General features: G+C 66.7%; 16 protein-coding genes. 10 read left to right on the forward strand and 6 right to left on the reverse strand.

From position 1 onward, the window contains the following. The first annotated feature begins 34 nt into the window (after positions 1-34). From ACPGXI_RS11880 to ACPGXI_RS11905, 6 genes are all read left to right on the forward strand, one after another. Positions 35-1024 carry a helix-turn-helix transcriptional regulator gene (locus tag ACPGXI_RS11880; protein WP_526653054.1) on the forward strand — a complete coding sequence of 330 codons (990 nt, stop codon included), beginning with the start codon at positions 35-37 and terminating at the stop codon, positions 1022-1024. After that, on the forward strand, positions 1021-2007 hold the full coding sequence (locus ACPGXI_RS11885; RefSeq protein ID WP_526653056.1) for a helix-turn-helix transcriptional regulator: 987 nt from the start codon (positions 1021-1023) through the stop codon (positions 2005-2007). Before ACPGXI_RS11880 ends, ACPGXI_RS11885 begins: the two co-directional genes overlap by 4 nt. 30 nt (positions 2008-2037) lie before the next feature. After that, a complete protein-coding gene (tatA, locus tag ACPGXI_RS11890; RefSeq protein WP_526653058.1) occupies positions 2038-2304 on the forward strand; it encodes a Sec-independent protein translocase subunit TatA in 267 nt (88 codons plus the stop codon). A 93-nt stretch (positions 2305-2397) separates the two neighbouring features. Beyond that, positions 2398-3348 (forward strand): twin-arginine translocase subunit TatC, encoded by a 951-nt coding sequence (tatC, locus tag ACPGXI_RS11895; RefSeq protein ID WP_526653060.1) that lies wholly within the window; start codon positions 2398-2400, stop codon positions 3346-3348. Continuing rightward, entirely contained in the window at positions 3332-6151 is a 2820-nt protein-coding gene (locus ACPGXI_RS11900; protein ID WP_526653062.1) for a DEAD/DEAH box helicase, read from the forward strand. The genes tatC and ACPGXI_RS11900 overlap by 17 nt, the downstream gene beginning before the upstream one ends. 55 nt (positions 6152-6206) lie before the next feature. Next, positions 6207-6971 (forward strand): DUF4333 domain-containing protein, encoded by a 765-nt coding sequence (locus ACPGXI_RS11905; RefSeq protein WP_526653064.1) that lies wholly within the window; start codon positions 6207-6209, stop codon positions 6969-6971. 5 nt (positions 6972-6976) lie between these two features. On the opposite strand, the gene ACPGXI_RS11910 is transcribed toward ACPGXI_RS11905, so the two are convergent. Beyond that, positions 6977-7939, reverse strand: coding sequence for a 5'-3' exonuclease (locus ACPGXI_RS11910; RefSeq protein WP_526653066.1), 963 nt, complete (start codon positions 7937-7939; stop codon positions 6977-6979). A gap of 90 nt (positions 7940-8029) precedes the next feature. Here ACPGXI_RS11910 and ACPGXI_RS11915 point away from each other — a divergent pair, with 90 nt between their 5' ends. Continuing rightward, positions 8030-9169, forward strand: coding sequence for a M24 family metallopeptidase (locus tag ACPGXI_RS11915; RefSeq protein WP_526653068.1), 1140 nt, complete (start codon positions 8030-8032; stop codon positions 9167-9169). Between the two features lie 7 nt (positions 9170-9176). On the opposite strand, the gene ACPGXI_RS11920 is transcribed toward ACPGXI_RS11915, so the two are convergent. Next, a complete protein-coding gene (locus tag ACPGXI_RS11920) occupies positions 9177-9602 on the reverse strand; it encodes a F420-dependent biliverdin reductase (protein WP_526653070.1) in 426 nt (141 codons plus the stop codon). A 35-nt stretch (positions 9603-9637) separates the two neighbouring features. Here ACPGXI_RS11920 and ACPGXI_RS11925 point away from each other — a divergent pair, with 35 nt between their 5' ends. Beyond that, complete coding sequence (locus ACPGXI_RS11925) at positions 9638-10468, forward strand: SDR family NAD(P)-dependent oxidoreductase (protein ID WP_526653072.1); 831 nt, start codon at positions 9638-9640, stop codon at positions 10466-10468. 2 nt (positions 10469-10470) lie between these two features. Continuing rightward, entirely contained in the window at positions 10471-11670 is a 1200-nt protein-coding gene (gene cbiE / locus ACPGXI_RS11930) for a precorrin-6y C5,15-methyltransferase (decarboxylating) subunit CbiE (RefSeq protein WP_526653086.1), read from the forward strand. Here cbiE and ACPGXI_RS11935 read toward each other — a convergent pair. From ACPGXI_RS11935 to cobG, 4 genes are read right to left on the reverse strand one after another with little or no spacing between them, the layout of a single operon-like run. After that, the gene (locus tag ACPGXI_RS11935; RefSeq protein ID WP_526653074.1) at positions 11648-12721 is read right to left on the reverse strand and encodes a phosphotransferase family protein; all 1074 of its coding nucleotides are present in this window, start codon (positions 12719-12721) and stop codon (positions 11648-11650) included. The genes cbiE and ACPGXI_RS11935 overlap by 23 nt on opposite strands. Positions 12722-12758: 37 nt before the next feature. Beyond that, a complete protein-coding gene (locus tag ACPGXI_RS11940; RefSeq protein ID WP_526653076.1) occupies positions 12759-14258 on the reverse strand; it encodes a precorrin-2 C(20)-methyltransferase in 1500 nt (499 codons plus the stop codon). Continuing rightward, positions 14255-14881, reverse strand: coding sequence for a precorrin-8X methylmutase (locus ACPGXI_RS11945; RefSeq protein WP_526653078.1), 627 nt, complete (start codon positions 14879-14881; stop codon positions 14255-14257). The genes ACPGXI_RS11940 and ACPGXI_RS11945 overlap by 4 nt, the downstream gene beginning before the upstream one ends. 9 nt (positions 14882-14890) lie before the next feature. After that, positions 14891-16048, reverse strand: coding sequence for a precorrin-3B synthase (gene cobG / locus ACPGXI_RS11950; RefSeq protein WP_526653080.1), 1158 nt, complete (start codon positions 16046-16048; stop codon positions 14891-14893). 314 nt (positions 16049-16362) lie between these two features. On the opposite strand from cobG, the gene cobN reads away from it, so the two are divergent. Further along, complete coding sequence (cobN, locus tag ACPGXI_RS11955) at positions 16363-20004, forward strand: cobaltochelatase subunit CobN (RefSeq protein ID WP_526653088.1); 3642 nt, start codon at positions 16363-16365, stop codon at positions 20002-20004. Positions 20005-20101: the final 97 nt, after the last annotated feature.

The raw sequence follows: 20101 nt of genomic DNA on the forward strand, positions 1-20101 counted from the left end.
TGGCCCAGGCCCGATGCCCCTTAAGCTCTAACCCGTGGGGACCTCGAAAGTCGAACGGCTGATGAACCTTGTCATCGCGTTGCTGTCCACGCGTACTTTCATCACAGCTGACCGAATTCGCGAAATCGTGTCCGGGTACTCCGAGGGGGCCAGCGACGAGGCGTTCTCGCGGATGTTCGAGCGCGACAAGAACGAATTGCGGGATTTGGGCATCCCGCTGGAGACGGGTCGGGTTTCACAGATGGATCCGATCGAGGGCTACCGAATCAGCCGTGAGGCGTACGCGCTTCCTGCAGTGGAGCTCACACCCGACGAGGCGGCCGCGGTGGCGGTGGCGACCCAACTGTGGGAGTCGCCCGAACTCATCACCGCCACCCAGGGCGCGTTGCTGAAGTTGCGGGCCGCCGGCATAGACATTGAAGCCGGGGTGGGCGATGTGACGATCAGCTCGACCGCCGCGCTGCCCGGACTGCGCGGCTCCGACGATGTCCTGGGAATCTTGCTGTCCGCCATTGATTCTGGACATGCAGTGCAGTTCCCGCACCGGCCATCGAGAACCGAACGCTACGTGCTCCGCACCGTTGAGCCGTGGGGGGTGGTTACCGAGAGGGGCCGTTGGTATCTGGTCGGCCACGACCGCGACCGCGACGCTGTTCGCACGTTCCGGCTCTCGCGGATCGGTGCCGAGGTGACGACAGTCGGGGAGCCGGGCGCGGTCAGCAGGCCCGCGGGATTGAACCTGCGTCAGATCGTCGACCGGGTGGTCGGTGATTGGCCGACCGCAGGTCAGGCCAGAGTGTGGGTTGCCGACGGCCGGGCGACCGCCTTGCGCCGCCGGGCCGCTGAGGCGTGTCCGCGGCCCCTGGGGGAGCGAGCGGGAGAAGTGGTCGCCGTGGAAATCGATATGTTCGACCGGTTGGCCCGTGAGATCGCCGGCTATGGCGCCGACGCGGTGGTGCTGGAACCGGCCGCGCTGCGCGAGGACGTCATCGCCCGGTTGCACGCCCAGGCGGATCACACATGACGAACATCAGTACGCGGTTGGTGCGATTGCTGAACATGGTGCCCTATTTCCAGGCCAATCCCAGGATCACCTACTCGGAGGCGGCGTCAGATCTCGGCGTCAGCGTCAGCCAGCTCCGCGATGATCTCAACCAGCTGTGGATGTGTGGTCTGCCGGGATACGGACCAGGGGATCTGATCGACTTCGAATTCTCCGGCGACACCATTGAAGTCACGTTCACCGCGGGCATCGACCAGCCGCTGCGGCTGACGTCCCCGGAAGCCACGGGTGTGCTGGTGGCGCTGCGTGCGCTGCTTGACGTGCCCGGGGTAGTGGATCCGGAGGCCGCGCGCAGTGCCATCGCCAAGATCGAGTCCGTGACGGGAAAAGCTGGTCACAGTGCTGAAGGCGCGGCCGCCGATGAGCCTGCGCCGACCGAGAGCGAGGCGGCCGCGGCGGTACGGACCGCGGTGCGCGCCGGCCGGGCGCTGGCCATCGACTACTACTCGGCATCACACGACTCGATGTCCAGCCGTGTGGTCGACCCCATTCGGGTTGTTGTGATCGCCGACCACAGCTATCTGGAGGCGTGGTGCCGATCAGCCGAGGGGGTGCGGCTGTTCCGCCTCGACCGGATAGTCGAGGCGAGGGTGCTCGACGAGCCCTCGGCGCCGCCGCCACCGGCGGTCCAGGCGGGGCCGGACACATCGCTGTTCGATCCTGACGCAGCCGACCCGTCCCTGCCGACCGCGACGCTTCTCGTCGAGCGATCAGCGGCATGGATGTTCGACTACTACCCGCTGCGACTGTTGCGCGAATTCCCCGACGGTTCGTGCGAGGCGGCGATGACCTATGCCTCCGACCAGTGGATGTCGCGCTTCGTCCTGGGATTCGGGTCAGCTGTGCGGGTGCTCGAGCCGCAGCAGCTCGCCGAGCGGGTCCGGCAGTCCGCTGCTGCCGCGCTGGAGGCGTATCGGGTCGGTACCGAGTCGCCGGGCGGGTAGACTCGCCCTAGACGTCTGGAGGTAACCAAATTGGGTGGTCTACAACCCTGGCACTGGGTCATTGTCATCGCCGTGTTCGTGCTGCTGTTCGGCGCCAAGAAGCTCCCCGACGCCGCGCGCTCCCTGGGTAAGTCGATGCGCATCTTCAAGTCCGAGATCAAGGAGATGCAGTCGGAGTCTCAGTCCGACAAGCCGGCACCGCCGCAGCAGATCGCTTCGGACCGGGCCGCCGACCCCACGGGGGGTGCCGCCACCCAGGCCCCCACCGATCCGTCGTCGGACAAACGCCCGGCCTGACCGGGCAACGCGAACCGCGGGTCTCGCGCTCGCGCCGTGACTTCGCGCCTGTGCCCAGCACCCCGCCTGTGAGCAATATCTAGGCAACCTGACGTGCAGATACCCGGATTCCTCAACAAGCTCGATCCCCGTCGGCGACGTTCACGAGTCAATCCCGACGGCACCATGTCGTTGGTCGACCACCTCACAGAGCTTCGCGGTCGGCTGCTGATCTCGGCGTTCGCCGTCGTGGTGACGACGATCATCGGGTTCATCTGGTTCAGCCACAGCGCGTTCGGAATGCCCAGCCTCGGAGATTGGTTGCGGGGCCCCTACTGTGCGCTTCCGGAGTCTGCGCGTGCGACCATCGCCCCCGACGGGCAATGTCGACTGCTGGCCACCGGACCGTTCGACCAGTTCATGTTGCGGCTGAAGGTGGGGCTCACGGCGGGTCTGGTCCTAGCCTGCCCGGTGTGGTTGTACCAACTATGGGCGTTCATCACCCCAGGGCTGTACAACAAGGAGCGCCGCTTCGCCGTGGCGTTCGTCACGCTGGGGGCGATGCTCTTCGTCTCGGGCGCGGTACTGGCGTATGTGGTGTTGTCGAAGGCCTTGGGATTCCTGCTGACCGTCGGCAGCGACGTGCAGATCACCGCGCTGTCCGGTGACCAATACTTCGGTTTCCTGATCAACCTGCTGCTGGTGTTCGGTATCAGCTTTGAATTTCCGCTGCTGATCATCATGTTGAACCTCATCGGCGTCCTCACCTACGAACGTTTGAAGGCATGGCGCCGAGGTTTGATCATGGGACTCTTCGTTTTCGCGGCCTTCGCCACGCCCGGGTCGGATCCGTTCTCGATGTTGGCGCTGGCGCTGGCATTGACCTTGCTGTTGGAAGTCGCCATCCAGATCGCGCGATTGAATGATGGGCGCAAGGCGCGCCGCGCCAGGCTCAGCGAGGTGGCCGACGACGAGGCGGCACCGATCGGTGTGGCGGAGACCGTGGAAGCGCGGGCGGCCGCTCCCGCCCCGTCGCGGCTCGTGATCGATGACGACGCGACCTGAGCCGCCGGTGCCCGCCCCCACCGAGGTAGCTGACGTCACCGAGTTCGCCGCGCAACTGCCGTTCACCCTGGATGGCTTCCAGCGCCGCGCCTGCGAGGCGCTGGCACAGGGCCACGGGGTGCTGGTCTGCGCGCCGACCGGTGCGGGCAAAACGGTCGTCGGCGAGTTCGCCGTGCATCTCGCACTGGCTGCGGGCCGAAAGTGTTTTTACACCACACCGATCAAGGCGCTGAGCAACCAGAAGTACAACGATCTGGTGCGCCGCTACGGGCCGCAGCGCATCGGTCTGCTCACCGGTGACCAGGCTGTCAACGGCGACGCCGACGTCGTGGTGATGACTACCGAAGTTCTGCGCAACATGCTCTACGCGGATTCCCCCGCATTGCAAGGGCTTTCCCACGTCGTGATGGACGAAGTGCACTTCTTGGCCGACCGCATGCGCGGTGCGGTCTGGGAAGAGGTGATCCTGCACCTGTCCGACGACGTCCGGCTGGTGAGCTTGTCCGCGACGGTGAGCAATGCCGAAGAGTTCGGCGGCTGGATCCAGACGGTCCGCGGGGATACCACCGTCGTGGTCGATGAACACCGCCCGGTGCCGCTGTGGCAGCACGTCCTGGTCGGCAAGCGACTGCTCGACCTGTTCGACTATCGGGCGTCCGGACCGACCAAGGCGGGCCCGGATCTGCGGGTAGACCCGGAGTTGATGCGCCACATTGCGCATCGGCGTGAATCCGAACGGCTCTCGGACTGGCAGCCGCGCGGCCGGGGCCGGGCGGGCCGCCCCAGCCTTTACCGCACCCCCGGCCGGCCCGACGTGATCGGCGTGCTCAAGCGCGGCGAACTGCTGCCGGCCATCACCTTCATCTTCTCGCGAGCGGGATGCGATGCCGCGGTCAAGCAGTGCCTGCGCTCCTCGCTGCGGCTGACCACCGACGAGGAGCGCGGCCGGATCGCTGAGATCGTGGACCGCCGCACGGCCGACCTCAACGACTCCGATCTGATAGTGCTGGACTTCCACGAATGGCGTGAGGCGCTGCTGCGTGGACTGGCGGCCCACCATGCCGGCATGTTGCCGATCTTTCGTCACACCGTGGAGGAGTTGTTCACCGCCGGTCTGGTCAAGGCTGTATTCGCCACGGAAACACTGGCACTGGGGATCAACATGCCAGCGCGCACCGTAGTGCTGGAGCGGCTGGTGAAATTCAACGGCGAGCAGCACATGCCATTGACCGCAGGGGAGTACACCCAGCTCACCGGCCGCGCCGGGCGTCGCGGCATCGACGTCGAGGGCCACGCGGTGGTGTTGTGGACCCCGCATGAGAACACCGCCGACCCGGTCGAGATCGCCGGATTGGCGTCGACCCGGACGTTCCCGCTGCGCAGTTCGTTCGCGCCGACGTACAACATGACCATCAACCTGGTGCACCAGATGGGGCCCGAGCAGGCGCACCGGCTGCTGGAACGGTCCTTCGCGCAGTATCAGGCCGACCGGTCGGTCGTCGGTCTGGTACGCGGGGTGGAGCGTGGCGAGCGGCTCCTCGGCGAGTTGGCCGCTGAGCTCGGCGGATCCGACTCGGCAGTCCTGGACTACGTCCGACTCAGAGCCCAGATCTCCGAGCGGGAGCGCGCCCAGTCGCGCGCGTCGCGGCTACACCGTCGTCAGGCAGCCAACGATGCGTTGACCGCGCTGCGCCGGGGCGACATCATCACGATCACCCACGGGCGCCGCGGCGGTCTGGCCGTCGTGCTGGAACCCGCGCGTGACAGCGACGATCCACGGCCTTTGGTGCTGTCGGAGCATCGTTGGGCAGGTCGAATCTCATCCGCCGACTACCCGGGCGCCGCCGGGCCGATGGGCACGATGTCGCTGCCCAAGCGAGTCGAACATCGCAATCCGCGAGCCCGACGTGACCTGGCGTCGGCGTTGCGGTCCGCTGCTGACCGCAACGATGTCCCACCGGCCCGGGTTCGCAGGAGCGGCCCGGCGCCCGAGCCCGACATCGACCCCGAGTTGGCAGCACTGCGTGACCGGATGCGCGCTCATCGTGCTCACCACCTGCCTGACCGGGAAGACAGGGCCCGGATCGCCGAGCGCTATCTCAAGGTCGAACGCGACAACGACCACCTGCGCAGGAAGATCGCGACAGCGACAAATTCGCTGGCACTGACCTTTGATCGAATCGTGGTGCTGCTCACCGAGCGTGGATTCATCGCCGACACGGGGGACCCGCACGGGCCGGACGGTGGTGTCGTCACCCCGACCGTTACCGCCGATGGCAGGCTGCTGGCCCGAATCTACAGCGAGAGCGACCTGCTGGTCGCCGAGTGCCTGCGCGCCGGTGTGTGGGATGGACTGGACGCGGCCGAACTCGCCGCGGCCCTGTCATCGGTGCTCTACGAGTCCCGTCGTGACGGACTGGGTGCGGCCGACGGCTCCGACGTGCCCAGTGGCCGACTGCGCCGCGCGTTGAATCACACCCGCAGGTTGTGGACCGAGTTGCGCGCTGATGAACAGCGGCACCGCATCACGCAGAGCCGTGAACCCGATGACCGTTTCGTCGCGGCAATCCACAAGTGGGCGAGTACCGGCGACCTGGCCTCGGCGTTGGCGGCCGCTGGCACAACGGCAGGCGGAGCAGGCGGATCCTCGATGTCGGCGGGCGACTTCGTGAGGTGGTGCCGTCAGGTGCTGGACTTGGCCGACCAGGTTCGCAATGCTGCGCCTTCACCGGCGTTGCGGGCGACGGCGAAACGCACCATCAACGACGTTCGGCGCGGCGTCGTAGCTGTTGATGCGGGGTAGTGTGTGGCAGCAGGCCAGAAACCGGCATATCAGCCGCGGACGACCAAGGAGAGAAATGAGCGGACCGCAGGGATCTGACCCGACGAAGCCGGAGGACGAATCGGCCGGTAATCAAGGGTGGCAGCCGCCCACCCCAGGGTCTGAGCAGCCGCAATCCCCCGAGGGTGAGCAGCCGTCGTGGCAGCCGCCGGCGTATACGCCGCAGCAGTATCCGCAGTACCAACAGCCCACCCCGCCGCCGTACCCGCCGCAGCAGTACGCGCAAGGTGATCAGTACGGCCAGCAGCCGGCGGACTACAACCCCGCCAACTACCCGCCGCCGGGTCAGTACGGGCAGCCGGGCCCCGGGTACGGCCAGCAGCCGGGCGCCGGGTACGGCCAGCAGCCCGGCCAGTACGGCCAGCAGCCCGGCCAGTACGGCCAGCAGCCCGGTCAGTACCCCGCCGGCGGATTCTCCCCGACCGGTTCGGAGGAGAGCTCGAAGCGTTCGTTGGCCGTGATCGGCGGTGTGGTCGGCTTGCTCGCCGCCGTCATCGTCGCCGTCGTTCTGGTGCTGGGGTTCTGGAAGCCAGGCTTCTTCGTGACGACCAAGCTGGACGTCAACGCCGCTCAATCGGGTGTGCAGCAGATCCTCACCGATGAGACCAACGGCTACGGCGCCAAAAACGTCAACGCCATCAAGTGCAACAACGGTGTGAGCCCCACAGTCAAGAAGGGGGACACCTTCAGTTGCGAGGTCAGCATCGACGGCACCAAACGTCAGGTGACGGTGACGTTCCAGGACAACAAGGGAACCTACGAGGTCGGCCGGCCGAGATAGTCTGGTCAGCCTGGCAGCCCGTCGAGCGCCTTTTGTAATCGCCCGATCGATGACGACACGCCGTAGCGCTGAGCGAGTTCGGCGACCTCCCGAGGCCGCGCGGCGACCCGCGGAAGCGCGTCGGTCTCCGTGGACAACGTGACGTCGGCGTTGGTGGCAACCCGCACTACCGGTTCTGCCTTGTCGATGTAGTCAGTCGCTGCCAGAAGTTTGGTGCGATGCGCCGTGGCGAGGGTGGATCCCGGGTCTCGGCTGGCGATCAGGATCTGTTCCAGAGAGCCGTGCTGTGCCAGCAGCTTTGCCGCGGTCTTCTCGCCGATGCCTGCTACGCCGGGAAGTCCATCGGAGGGGTCTCCGCGCAGCAGCGCGAGTTCCGCGTAGGCGGGCCCGGCGCGCTCACCGGGCACCGCATAGGTCTGCGCGACTTCGTCGGGCCCGAAAGTCCGCGCCTTGGCAAGCCCGCGGCCGATATACAAGACCCGGACCGGCACCGGCTGATCGCGCACCAACTGTAGGAGGTCGCGGTCACCGCTGACGACCACGACCGGGTCGAGGCGTTCTCGGTCTGCGAGGGTCCCCAACACATCGTCGGCCTCGGCTTCCGGTGCCCCCGCTGTGGCGATCCCGAACGCGTCGAGGATCTCGGTGATCATGTCGACCTGCGGGGTCAGGTCGTCGGGCACCTCCTCGACGTCAGGCTCGCCCCCGGGTTCGGCCGGGATGGCGACGCGGTGCGCCTTGTAGGACGGGATCAGGTCGACCCGCCACTGAGGGCGCCAGGCTTCGTCGCGGCACACCACCATCCGGTGCGGCCTTTCGCGGGTGATCACCGTCGCAACCGCGTCGAGGAAGCCCCTCAGCGCGTTGACGGGTCGCCCGTCCGGCGCGGTGATCGACGACGGAAGCCCGAAGTAGGAGCGGAACCACATGCTGGCGCCGTCCAGAAGCAGCAATGGAGCTTCACTCATGCGCGATCCGCTCGCTCCTCATTGGGCCCATACCCGTCATCCTGCCAGGCAGAATTCGCCACGGGGTTGGCCGGGATTAGCCTGAAACCTATGACGCAGGGTCGTTTCAGCACCGATGTGTACGCACAGCGACTGGCCACGGCAGCTCGCACGGCCGCCGAGGCCGGGCTCGCGGGCCTGATCGTCACGCCCGGCTATGACCTGCGGTACCTGGTCGGATCGCGCGCGCAGACCTTCGAGCGGCTGACGGCGCTGGTGCTGCCGTCGGCCGGCGATCCGACGATCGTCCTGCCGCGCTTGGAACTCGCCTCGCTCAAGGAGTCCGCAGTTTCTGAACTCGGCGTCACGGTGCGTGACTGGGTGGATGGGGAGAATCCGTACCAGCTGGTAGCCGACGCGCTCGGCGGATCGGGCGTCGCAACCGCCGTCACCGACTCGATGCCGGCTTTGCACCTGCTTCCGCTGGCCGAAGTCCTGGGGCTGGTCCCCGTGCTGGCCACCGACGTGCTGCGCAAGCTACGGATGATCAAGGATCCCGTCGAGGTCGACGCGTTGTTCCAGGCCGGTGCGGCGATCGACCGGGTGCACGCCCGAGTGCCGGGATTCCTGGCACCGGGACGCACCGAAGCCGACGTGGCCGCCGACATCGCCGAAGCGATTGTCGCCGAGGGGCATTCGGAGGTGGCATTCATCATCGTCGGATCCGGTCCGCACGGTGCGGATCCGCACCACGAATGCTCGGATCGTGAACTTCAGGCGGGGGACGTCGTCGTCGTCGACATCGGCGGCCCCTACGAACCGGGCTACAACTCCGACTCCACCCGCACCTACTGCCTGGGCGAACCCGACGCCGAGGTTGCCAGTCGATACGCGGTGTTGCAGCGGGCGCAGCGTGCGGCGGTTGACGCGGTGCGGCCCGGTGTGACCGCCGAGCAGGTCGACGCCGCTGCTCGCGACGTACTAGCCGCAGCGGGTTTGGCGGAGGCGTTCGTGCACCGCACCGGACACGGCATCGGTCTGTCGGTTCACGAGGAGCCCTACATTGTGGCTGGAAACTCGCTGCCGCTGCAGGAGGGGATGGCTTTCTCGGTGGAGCCCGGCATCTACTTTCCGGGGCAGTGGGGTGCGCGTATCGAGGACATCGTGATCGTCACCGCCGACGGGGCGGTTTCGGTGAACAAGCGCCCCCGGGACCTCGTCGCAGTCCCGGTTGGCCCGAACCGGCCCTAGGAACTACTCAGGCGTCGCCGCGGTCGAGCAGATCCGAGGAGCCCAGTACCCGCGCGACGCGCACTTCGATCGCCACCCGCCTGGGGTTGGGCCGCGGGGTGCGGTAACGCTGGGCGTAGCGCAGTTCCGCGTCGCGAACGGCCTCCACGTCGGTGTGGACCGTGGCTTTGCCTTCCAGCGATAGCCAGCGGGCGCCGTCGACCTGGCTGAGTACGGCAATGCCGCGCTGGTCGGCGTTGACGGCCTTCTGGGAACCGCCCGAGGTGATGACCCGGGCGATGTGGGTGGTGGGATCAAAGGTGAACCCCACGGCCACCACGTGCGGGGATTGGTCCGCCCGCAGCGTCGTCAGCATGGCCAGGTGCCGTTCGGTCAGGAACGCCAGAGCCTCGTTGGTCAACCGCGTGGTTGGCTTTCCACCAGATGTAGCCATCGATGAACACGCTAGCGCAGGACATAATCACTACCGTGGAGGACACGGACGGCGGTGGCCGTCGATTAGTCACGGTGGGCGAGCTTCTCGTCGTCTTCGGCGGTCGCAGCGAGATCGGGTTGGAGGTGGCGCGGCGGTTGGCGCCCGGCGCCGTCGTCGTGCTGGCGGCCCGCCGGCCCGACGACCTCGACGCGCAGATCGCCATACTCGAGCAGGCCGGCGCCGAGGCCGTGCACACCCGGGGTTTTGATGCTGACGATCTGGCCTCGCACCGTTGCGTGGTCGAGGCCATCGTCGCCGAGCACGGGCCGATAGACACCGCAGTGCTGGCATTCGGCATCCTCGGCGATCAGGCCCGTGCTGAAAAAGATGCCGGGCACGCGGCGGCGATCGCGCACACCGACTATGTGGCGCAGGTCAGCCTGCTGACAGTGTTGGCCGATACCATGCGATCGGCAGCCCACGGGATTGGCGATGAACCGGTTGCGCGAAGAGCGGACACTGCGCGAAGAGCTGACATCGTCGTCTTCTCGTCGGTCGCAGGTGTTCGAGTGCGTCGTGCGAACTACGTATACGGGTCGGCGAAGGCGGGTCTGGATGGATTCTGCAGCGGACTCGCTGATGCCTTACACGGCTCGAATGTGCGACTGGTGCTGGTGCGGCCAGGCTTCGTCGTCGGAAGGATGACGCAGGGCATGTCGCCGGCGCCGTTCTCCAGTAGCCCGGAGCAGGTGGCCGAGGCGACGGTGCGGGCGCTGAATCGGGGTACGGGCAGCCGTACCGTTTGGGTGCCGTGGATCCTGAAGCCGGTTTTTTCCGGAATGAAGCTGATGCCGCAGTGGATGTGGCGCAGGTTGCGGCGATGAGCATGATTGTTGTGGTGGGCATCGGTGCCGACGGCATGGCCGGGCTTGCGCCCACGTCTCGCGCCGAACTGGCCCGTGCGACCGTGGTCTACGGTTCGCAACGCCAACTCGATCTGCTTGACGGGAGCGTACCCGCGGTCCGGAGACCGTGGCCGTCGCCGATGTTGCCTGCGCTGCATACGCTGCTGGACGGCGTCTCCGATGCCGACGGGGACGTTCATGTTGTGGCCAGCGGGGACCCGCTGCTACACGGGGTCGGCAGCACCCTCATCGGGCTGTACGGCCCCGGTCGGGTTTCGGTACTGCCCCATGTCTCGTCGGTGACGCTGGCCTGTTCGAGAGTCGGTTGGACGGTGCAGGACACGGAGGTGATCAGCCTCGTCACCGCGGAACCGCATCAGGCGGTGCGGCGCGGAGGTCAGGCCATCGTGTTGTCCCGCGACCGCCTGAGTCCTGCCGCGCTGGCGCGACTGTTGACCGATTCCGGGCGCGGCGACTCGGAACTGACGGTGCTTGAACAACTCGGGGGACCAAGGGAGTTGCGCCGTTCGTCCACGGCGCGGGAGTGGGCAGCCCGTCCGCCTGGCAAGGTTGATGACCTCAACGTGATGGCCGTGCGGTACCTGCCCGACGAGCGTCGGTACGCGACGCTGCCCGACGACGCGTTCGCCCACGACGGCCAGATCACGAAGCAGGCCATGCGCGCGGTCTCGCTGGCGGCGCTGGGGCCGCGACCGGGAGAGCTGCTCTGGGATGTCGGGGCGGGCTCGGGCAGCATCGCGATCGAGTGGTGCCGCAGCGGAAACAGTTGTCGTGCAATAGCATTCGAACGCGATGAGGTGCGTCGCAGACGAATCGTCGAGAACGCGGCTGCGTTCGGTGTCCATGTCGAGGTGGAGCCGGCGGCACCGGAGTCGTTCGCCGCTGCGGTGCCGCCCGCGGCGATCTTCATCGGCGGGGGCGTCAGTCAGCCCGGGCTGATGGACGCCTGCTGGGAGAGGCTTCCGGTCGGCGGCCGTCTGGTGGTCAATGTGGTGACGGTAGAATCCGAAGCCGTTCTTGTACAATGGTTTTCCCGTTTCGGCGGGGAGCTTCGGCGCTTTCAACATTCTCGCGGTGAACCGGTAGGCTCATTCACCGGCTGGCGACCCGCGATGCCAGTGACTCAGTGGGCAGTGATCAAGACGACGGATAGGACCTGATCAGTTCGATGGTGTCGAGTTCGCGGATCGCCCGGCAGCCCCGGTGCAGCATGGTAAGCATCATCTCGTCACCGCGCTCGGTAGATGCCGCGAACGCGAAGCCCAACGTGGTGATCAGCGGTGCCTGCAGGGCCCCGAGACGGTAGTCCCTCCAGCAGGTTTCGCCGTCGTATTCGGTGACGCCGTAGCTGAGCAGCGCCCGGTGGTATTTCTCGACCAGGTCACGCTCGACGGTCGGGCGAATCTCGGGCAGCAGGCTCGTCGCGCTGAAGTACGCCAGGTCGCGGGCGGGCAGACCGAGTCCCAGGGTCTGCCAGTCGACCACGGTCACCCGGGCGCGATCCGGATCGAACAGCAGGTTGTCGAGGCGGTAGTCGCCGTGCATGAGCGAGAAGCGGTCCGGCTCGGCCAGGAGCCAGGGTGTCACCAGGCCCATCGCAGTGGTCAGGGTGTCGCGGTCCTCGTCGCTGACCGACCCCCCGAGCTGCTCAAGGGTGATGTCGGTTGCCATGACTGCGATGTCGCCGAGACCCTTGGCCGCCTCGGCGTCGCCGGGCTTGGGCATGATGATGGACGGCAGGTCGAACCAACGCCGGTCACGCCAGCTTGTGCCGTGTAATCCCGCCAGGGCTTGGACGGCCAGTGCGGCTTCGGCCGGACTGCAACCGGCGATCTGGTCGCCCTGGACGGCGGGGGCCATATCGGCGAGTAGGAGAACGAAGTCAGCTCCGTCGGCGGATATTTCGCTGTGAAAGCACTCCGGCACCGGGATGGCGACATGCTGACGGACCGTTGAGTAGAACTCCACTTCAGAGCGGTAGGCGAGCGCGACTCGCTCGCGGACCGTGTCGTCCTGCGCGGTGAGCTTGATCGCAAAACTCGACGGTGGGGGTGGCAATTCCGTCTCGGCCGCACGGGTTGCGGTGACCCGGTAGGTGGCGCCGGTCTGTCCGGTGCCGATGGCGGTCACCTCGACGTCGCTGACCTCGGCGCCGAGCACCGACCCGAGCCATTCGGCGGTGATGTCTGACGGATTTTGGGGAATGCTCACGACATTGCTCTCTTGTGGGTGGGGCGTGCTGTTCGATTCAACTCCGCGGGTAGCTGCGCGGCGTGAAGACCCGATCCGTGCCCGAATCGTCAGCACAATCGGAGCCACCCGCGTACCACTGCGTCTGGGAGGACCCGATGATCAGCAGGCACCGCATGTCTACATCGTCTTGATTCAGGTCAGCCAGCCGAACGACCTTGACCTTCTCGGCCGGGCCCGAAACATCACGGCCGACGACAACCGGGGTTCCGGGGTCGCGGTGTTCCAGCAGGAGGTCCCGCATTGCGCCGACCTGCCAGGTTCGGGTCTTGGATGCGGGGTTGTAGATGGCCAGCACCATGTCGGACTGTGCTGCGGCCGTCAGCCGCGCCACGATGACATCCCAGGACTTGAGGCGGTCAGACAGTGAGATGACGGCGTAGTCGTGGCCCAGCGGAGCGCCGACCCGGCTCGCCACAGCCTGAGCGGCCGTCATGGCCGGGATAACCCGTACCGTGACGCTCGGCCATTGCTTTGCCTCCTCGAGGACCGCGGTGGCCATCGCGAAAACTCCCGGGTCTCCTGAGGATACGACCGCAACGGTGCGACCCTGCTCGGCCAGCGTGCACGCCAGTCGTGCCCGGGCCGGCTCATCGGTGTTATCGCTGGGATGCCGTTGTTGTCCCGCGCGGACGCCGATGCGGTTCAAATAGGGGGCATACCCGATGAGATCGGTGGCAGCGGCGAGTTCACGGCGACTCTGCTGAGTCATCCAATCGGTGTCACCGGGGCCCAACCCGACGACCGACACCATTCCGGCCGGCGCCGGCGGGTGCTGGCGCCCTGCCATCATCGCCAGCGCGAAGTAGGGTACCGATTCGTCATCCACGTCGGAAGCGGGAAGCACCCGTTGTCCGGGGGTACTGGCGCGCTCGACATAGAACGTCTCATTCAATCGCCCGCACGCTGCGAGGGCCTTTCGCACCGCGGGATATGAGCGTCCCAGCTTCAGGATCACGGCGGCGTCGGTGTCGGCGAGGCGGCGCTCAAGCTCATCAGCAGGCAGTGTGCCGGGCACGATGGTGAGCACTTGGTCACCCTGGACCAGGGGAGTGGCCACCGCGGCCGACGCAGCGCTGACCGACGTCACGCCTGGCACGATCACCGCGTCGAAACGTTGGGTGAGTCGGGTGTGCATGTGCATGTAGGAGCTGTAGAAGAGGGGATCGCCCTCGGCCAACAGGGCGACATCGCGGCCCGCGGTCAGATGTGTGGCGATGCGCTCGGCGGATTGACGGTAGAAGTCTTCCATCGCGCCCGCGTAGCCTCCGGGGTGGTCGGAGGTTTCGGTGGTCACCGGGTAGACCAGGTGTTCCTCGATCTGGCCGGCACGCAGGTACGGTTCGGCGATCGACCGTGCGATGCTGCGTCCGTGTCGCGCGCTGTGGTAGGCCACGACATCGGCGGATCCGATGACCCTGGCCGCTTTGACGGTCACCAACTCGGGGTCGCCCGGTCCCAGGCCGACGCCCCAGAGAGTCCCGGCGGGCTCGCTCATTCGGCCTCTGTCGCAATCGCATTGACGGCGGCGGCCGCCATCGCACTGCCGCCGCGCCGACCGGTGACCACCAGATAGGACATGCCGCGCGGGGTGTCGACCAACTCCTGTTTCGATTGCGCCGAGCCGACGAACCCGACCGGGCCGCCGAGCACCGCTGCCGGTGCCGGGGCGCCCTCGTCGAGGAGTTCGAGCAGCCGGAACAGCGCCGTGGGTGCGTTTCCGATGGCGAGCACCGCGCCGCCGAGTCGGTCGGCCCACAGGTCGACGGCGGCTGCTGAGCGGGTGGTGCCCAATCGGGCGGCCAGGTGGGGCGCCCCGGCGTCGGCGACCAGTGACAGGACCTCGTTATCAGCCGGCAATCGCGACCGGGTGATGCCGGCTGCGACCATCGAGGAGTCACACAAGATCGGGGCGCCGCCGGCCAGCGCCGCGTGTGCCCGCTGGACGACGTCGTCGGTGAAGGCCACGTGCTCTGACACGTCGGGTTGACCGCACGTGTGGATCAGTCGGACGACCACCCGCGCGACGTCTTCGGGGAACCGGGAGAGATCCGCCTCGTCGCGGATCATCGCGAACGACTGTCGGTAGATCTCCGCCGGGTCGCGGATGTAGTCGAGCACCTGCTCACCCTACGGGTGGGATTTGCGTGGCTGGTAGCCGTCTCCGGTCGCGACCATGACTTTTCCGTGGGTGGGGCTGCCGCAGGCCCGCTCGCAGCCGACGAAGTGGCGGTGAACTCCCGACAGCGATACAGCATCATCGACCGCGGCCGCGGCGTCTGCACGGACATCGGCAGCGGAGTGCTCGCACCCGGGGCTGCCGGTGCAGGCCGACAACGACAGCCACCCGGAGTTCTGGTCGAATACCAGACTTCGGGGGGCGAGAACCCTGAGTGCGGCGTCTGCGGTGCCTTCCTCGAGATCGAAGAGCAGCACTGAGCGCCACGGGGTGATGGCCATGGGTGCGCCGAGGGCCGCCAGGTAGAGCGCCGACTCGGAGTCGAGGACTCCCAGTCGTGGCGCGGCCCCCAGCGTGACGCGGCCGTCGGTCTGCTCGATCCAGCCAACGGGGGGACGGGTGGGTGCGGGCCAGGTCCTGCCGGCTGACGCTGTCGGCGTCAGTGTTGTCGGCGTCGGTACTGTCGGCGTCAGCGGCCCAAGAATTGCCAGCGGGTCGTCGAGTTCAGCTATCCGCCAGCAATTTCCGCGCAAATCGGTGAATCGCACCGCGGTCGCGAGGAGGACGGCGACCACGTCGGTCACGTTCAGTCGGACCCCGGTGTCGCGGCCGGCCAGCAGGAGGGCGAAGGTTGATTCGTCGAGGGCGTGGATGCCCGCGTCGGGGTCAAGGCCCGAGATGTCGCCGCGGCCGTCGTCAAGGCCGAACAGGAAACGGCCCGGCAGCTGACTGAGTTGTGGTTCGCGCTGCACCGCGGAATCCAACGCTGCGACGAGTCCGCGGACATCGCAGAGGCCGCCGCTACGTCCCGACAGCGGGGAGGCCACGATGTTTCGGACCCGCTCGTGGGTGCGCGATGGCAGTAACCCGGCGTCCACGAGGAGTTCGGCGACCGAGGCTGTGTCGCGCAACCCCCGGATCTGTAGATTGCCTCGGGAGGTCAACTCCAGTGTCGAGGATCCGAACTCGGTGGCTGCCCGTGCCACCGCCGCCATTTGTGTGGCGGTGATCATCCCGCCCGGCAGCCGGATCCGGGCTAGTTCGCCATCGGCGGCGTGGTGGGTCTGCAGCGCGCCCGGGCAGGCGTCTGCGTCCCGCGCCCTTTCCATCTGTCCACGGTACCCGGGCCAATTCGGCCGGCGGTGCGATGGAAACATTTCGCCTTGCGCCACGGGCTGCGCTGCCGAAAAGAATTATCAGTCAGCGGATTTACCGAATTGATTCGTTGGGTTTTCGAGCCTACGCCGGTTTGCTGCGCAACCCGCAGGTGCCCGACTTCGGGTTCCGCGCCGCATCGATGTGACAAAGGTCACTGACCGCTACGGCTCGTTCTGTCTCGTGTCCCAGAGTCGGCGTCGTCTCGGCGCCGGGCCGATGCCTCGCGCCGGGCGTGGTGGGGTACGAATGGTGGGTGCCCGAATCCGTGAGTTCCCCGACCGTGCTGTTGCTGTCGACCTCGGACACGGACCTCATCGCTGCCCGTGCAACTGGTGCCCCCTATCGCTGGGCGAATCCGTCCCGACTCGTCGACGGTGAGCTGGCCGAGTTGCTCGATGGCGTGCAGGTGGTGGTGGTCCGGATCCTGGGCGGATACCGCGCCTGGGAGACCGGCATCGATCAGGTGGTGGCGGCGGGCCTACCCGCCGTGGTGATCAGCGGCGAGCAGGCTCCAGACGCCGACCTCATGAGCCATTCGACCGTGCCGGCGGGTGTAGCGCTCGAAGCCCATGTGTATTTCGCGCAGGGAGGGGTGGAGAATCTGGCGAATCTCTATTCGTTCTTGTCCGACACCTTGCTGATGACTGGTTTCGGGTTCGCCCGACCGGTGACAACCCCGACGTGGGGGGTGCTGGATCGCCCGGCGGGCAGGAGCGTAGCGACCGGGGAATTGAGTACGGCGGGCAGGAGCGTAGCGACCGGCGGCGGCCCGCGCATCGCGGTTTTGTATTACCGCGCACAGCATCTGGCAGGCAACTACGAATACGTCGAGGCGCTGTGCGAGGCGATCGAGACCGCCGGTGGCCTCGCGCTTCCAGTGTTCTGCGCATCGCTACGTACCGCGGAACCCGAACTGCTCGATCTGCTGGGCACCGCGGACGCGTTGGTGACCACGGTATTGGCCGCCGGGGGGGCCAACCCGGCCTCGGTTGGCGCGGGCGGCAGTGACGACCAGTGGAGCGTCGCCCACCTCGCAGCGTTGGACGTGCCCATCCTGCAGGGGTTGTGCCTGACGTCCTCGCGGAGCGACTGGCACTCCAATGACGACGGGATGTCTCCGCTGGACGTAGCCACTCAGGTCGCCGTTCCGGAGTTCGACGGTCGTATCGTCACGGTGCCGTTTTCGTTCAAGGAGATCGACGACGAGGGACTGATCTCCTACGTTCCAGACCGCGAACGGTGTGCGCGGGTCGCCGGACTCGCCGTGCGGCATGCCCGGCTGCGTCATATCGCACCCGCCGACATGCGGGTGGCCCTGGTGTTCTCGGCCTATCCGACCAAGCATGCCCGCATCGGCAATGCCGTGGGATTGGATACTCCCGCAAGTGCGGTCGCGTTGTTGCGTGCGATGCGGGAGGCCGGGTACGCGATCGGCGAAGCCGAGGCGCCCGGCGACCTCGGCACGATTGTCGCCTCCGGCGACGGCGATGCACTGATGCACGGGCTGATCGAACGCGGCGGGCAGGACCAGGACTGGTTGAGTGAGGGTCAACTGGTCGGCAACCCGATTCGGTTGTCGGCCAGAGAGTATCGGGAATGGTTCGCGACACTTCCAGCAGAGCTGACGGACCAGATGATCGAGCACTGGGGCCCGCCGCCCGGTGAGCTTTTCGTCGACCGCAGCCGCGACCCCGACGGCGATATCGTCATCGCGGCAATGCAGTCGGGGAACGTTGTGATTCTCGTCCAGCCGCCGCGGGGGTTCGGCGAGAATCCGGTCGCGATCTACCACGACCCCGATTTGCCGCCCAGCCACCACTATCTCGCGGCGTATCGATGGCTGGACAAGGGTTTCGGCGCCGACGCCGTGGTGCACTTGGGAAAGCACGGCAACCTTGAATGGTTGCCGGGCAAGACGTTGGGTATGTCGGCCGCCTGCGGATCCGATGCTGCCCTCGGCGACCTACCGCTGATCTATCCCTTTCTGGTCAACGACCCCGGTGAAGGCACCCAAGCCAAACGTCGCGCCCATGCAGTCCTGGTCGACCACCTCATCCCGCCCATGGCCAGGGCCGAGACCTATGGCGACATTGCCCGACTCGAGCAGTTACTCGACGAACACTCCAACATCGCCGCGCTCGACCCGGGCAAACTACCCGCGATCCGTCAGCAGATCTGGACGCTGATGCGGGCCGCAAAAATGGACCACGACCTGGGTTTGGAGGATCGGCCCGACGAGGACGTGTTCGACGACATGTTGCTGCACGTCGACGGCTGGCTGTGCGAGATCAAGGATGTCCAGATCCGCGACGGCCTTCACGTACTCGGTCAGGCACCGGAGGGCTCGGTGGAACTCGACCTCGTGCTGGCCATCCTGCGCGCGCGCCAATTGTTCGGTGGCGAGCAGTCGGTACCTGGCCTGCGTCAGGCGCTCGGCCTGGCCGAGGACGGCTCGGACACGCGTGGCTCCGTTGACGTCGCCGAGGAGCAGGCGCGTGATCTGGTGGCCGCACTTCAGTCGACTGGCTGGGATGTTGCAGCCGTTGACGATATTGCCGACAACCCTGACGTCGCGGCGGTGCTGCGCTTCGCTGCCGAGGAAGTCGTTCCCCGTCTGCGTCAGACGGGTTGCGAGATAACTCAGGTCCTTCGGGCGCTCGACGGTGGTTTCATCGAGGCCGGGCCTTCGGGCTCACCGTTGCGGGGCCTGGTCAACGTACTGCCCACCGGGCGCAATTTCTATTCCGTCGACCCTAAGGCGGTTCCGTCCCGGCTTGCCTGGGAAACCGGTGTGGCCCTGGCAGAGTCGCTTCTCGAGCGCTACTTCGCGGATCACGCAGAGTGGCCTCAGTCGGTCGGGCTCTCGGTCTGGGGTACCTCGGCCATGCGCACTGCAGGCGACGACATCGCGGAAGTACTTGCATTGCTGGGGGTTCGGCCGATCTGGGACGATGCTTCTCGACGCGTCGTTGACCTGGAGGCCATCTCGCCGGCCGAACTCGGTCGGCCACGCATCGACGTCACCGTCCGCATTTCGGGCTTCTTCCGCGACGCGTTCCCGCATGTCGTCACGATGCTCGACGACGCAGTCCAGTTGGTCGCGGGCCTCGAAGAATCTGCCGAACAAAACTACGTGCGTGCCCACACCGAGGTTGACCTCGCCGAGCACGGTGATCAACGCCGTTCCACCACGAGAATTTTCGGTTCCAAGCCCGGCACGTATGGAGCTGGGCTCCTGCAGTTGATCGACAGCCGCAATTGGCGCGACGACGCCGACCTGGCGCAGGTGTACACCGCTTGGGGCGGGTTCGCTTACGGGCGCGGGCTGGACGGCGCACCTGCTGCGGACGACATGAATAAGGCCTACCGCCGGATCGCGGTGGCTGCCAAGAACACCGATACCCGCGAGCATGACATCGCGGATTCCGACGATTACTTCCAGTATCACGGCGGCATGATCGCCACCGTGCGGGCGCTGACGGGCAAGGAACCAGCCGCATACATCGGCGATAACACGCGCCCCGAGGCGGTTCGCACGAGAACGTTGTCGGAGGAGACGGCACGTGTTTTCCGCGCCCGCGTGGTCAACCCGCGATGGATCAACGCGATGCGGCGGCACGGCTACAAGGGCGCATTCGAGATGGCCGCGACCGTCGATTATCTCTTCGGTTACGACGCCACCTCAGGTGTGGTTGCGGACTGGATGTACGAGCGTCTTGCCGGTGAGTACGTGCTTGACGACGAGAACCGCAAGTTCATGGGCGAATCGAATCCATGGGCGCTGCACGGCATGGCCGAGCGTCTGCTGGAGGCCGCGGGCAGGGGCATGTGGGAGCACCCGGAGTCCGCCACGCTGGACGGCTTGAGGCAGGTGCTTCTGGAAACCGAGGGAGACCTCGAGGGCTGAGCCGCCTTGTCGGACGTGGGGCATGTCGGGGGTGGCGCGTAGTGTGATGTCTCAGGACATCGGTGACAGTTCTGCTTCAGGACATCGGTGACATGTG

The organism is Mycobacterium sp., assembly GCF_049608025.1.
Classification (GTDB): domain Bacteria; phylum Actinomycetota; class Actinomycetes; order Mycobacteriales; family Mycobacteriaceae; genus Mycobacterium.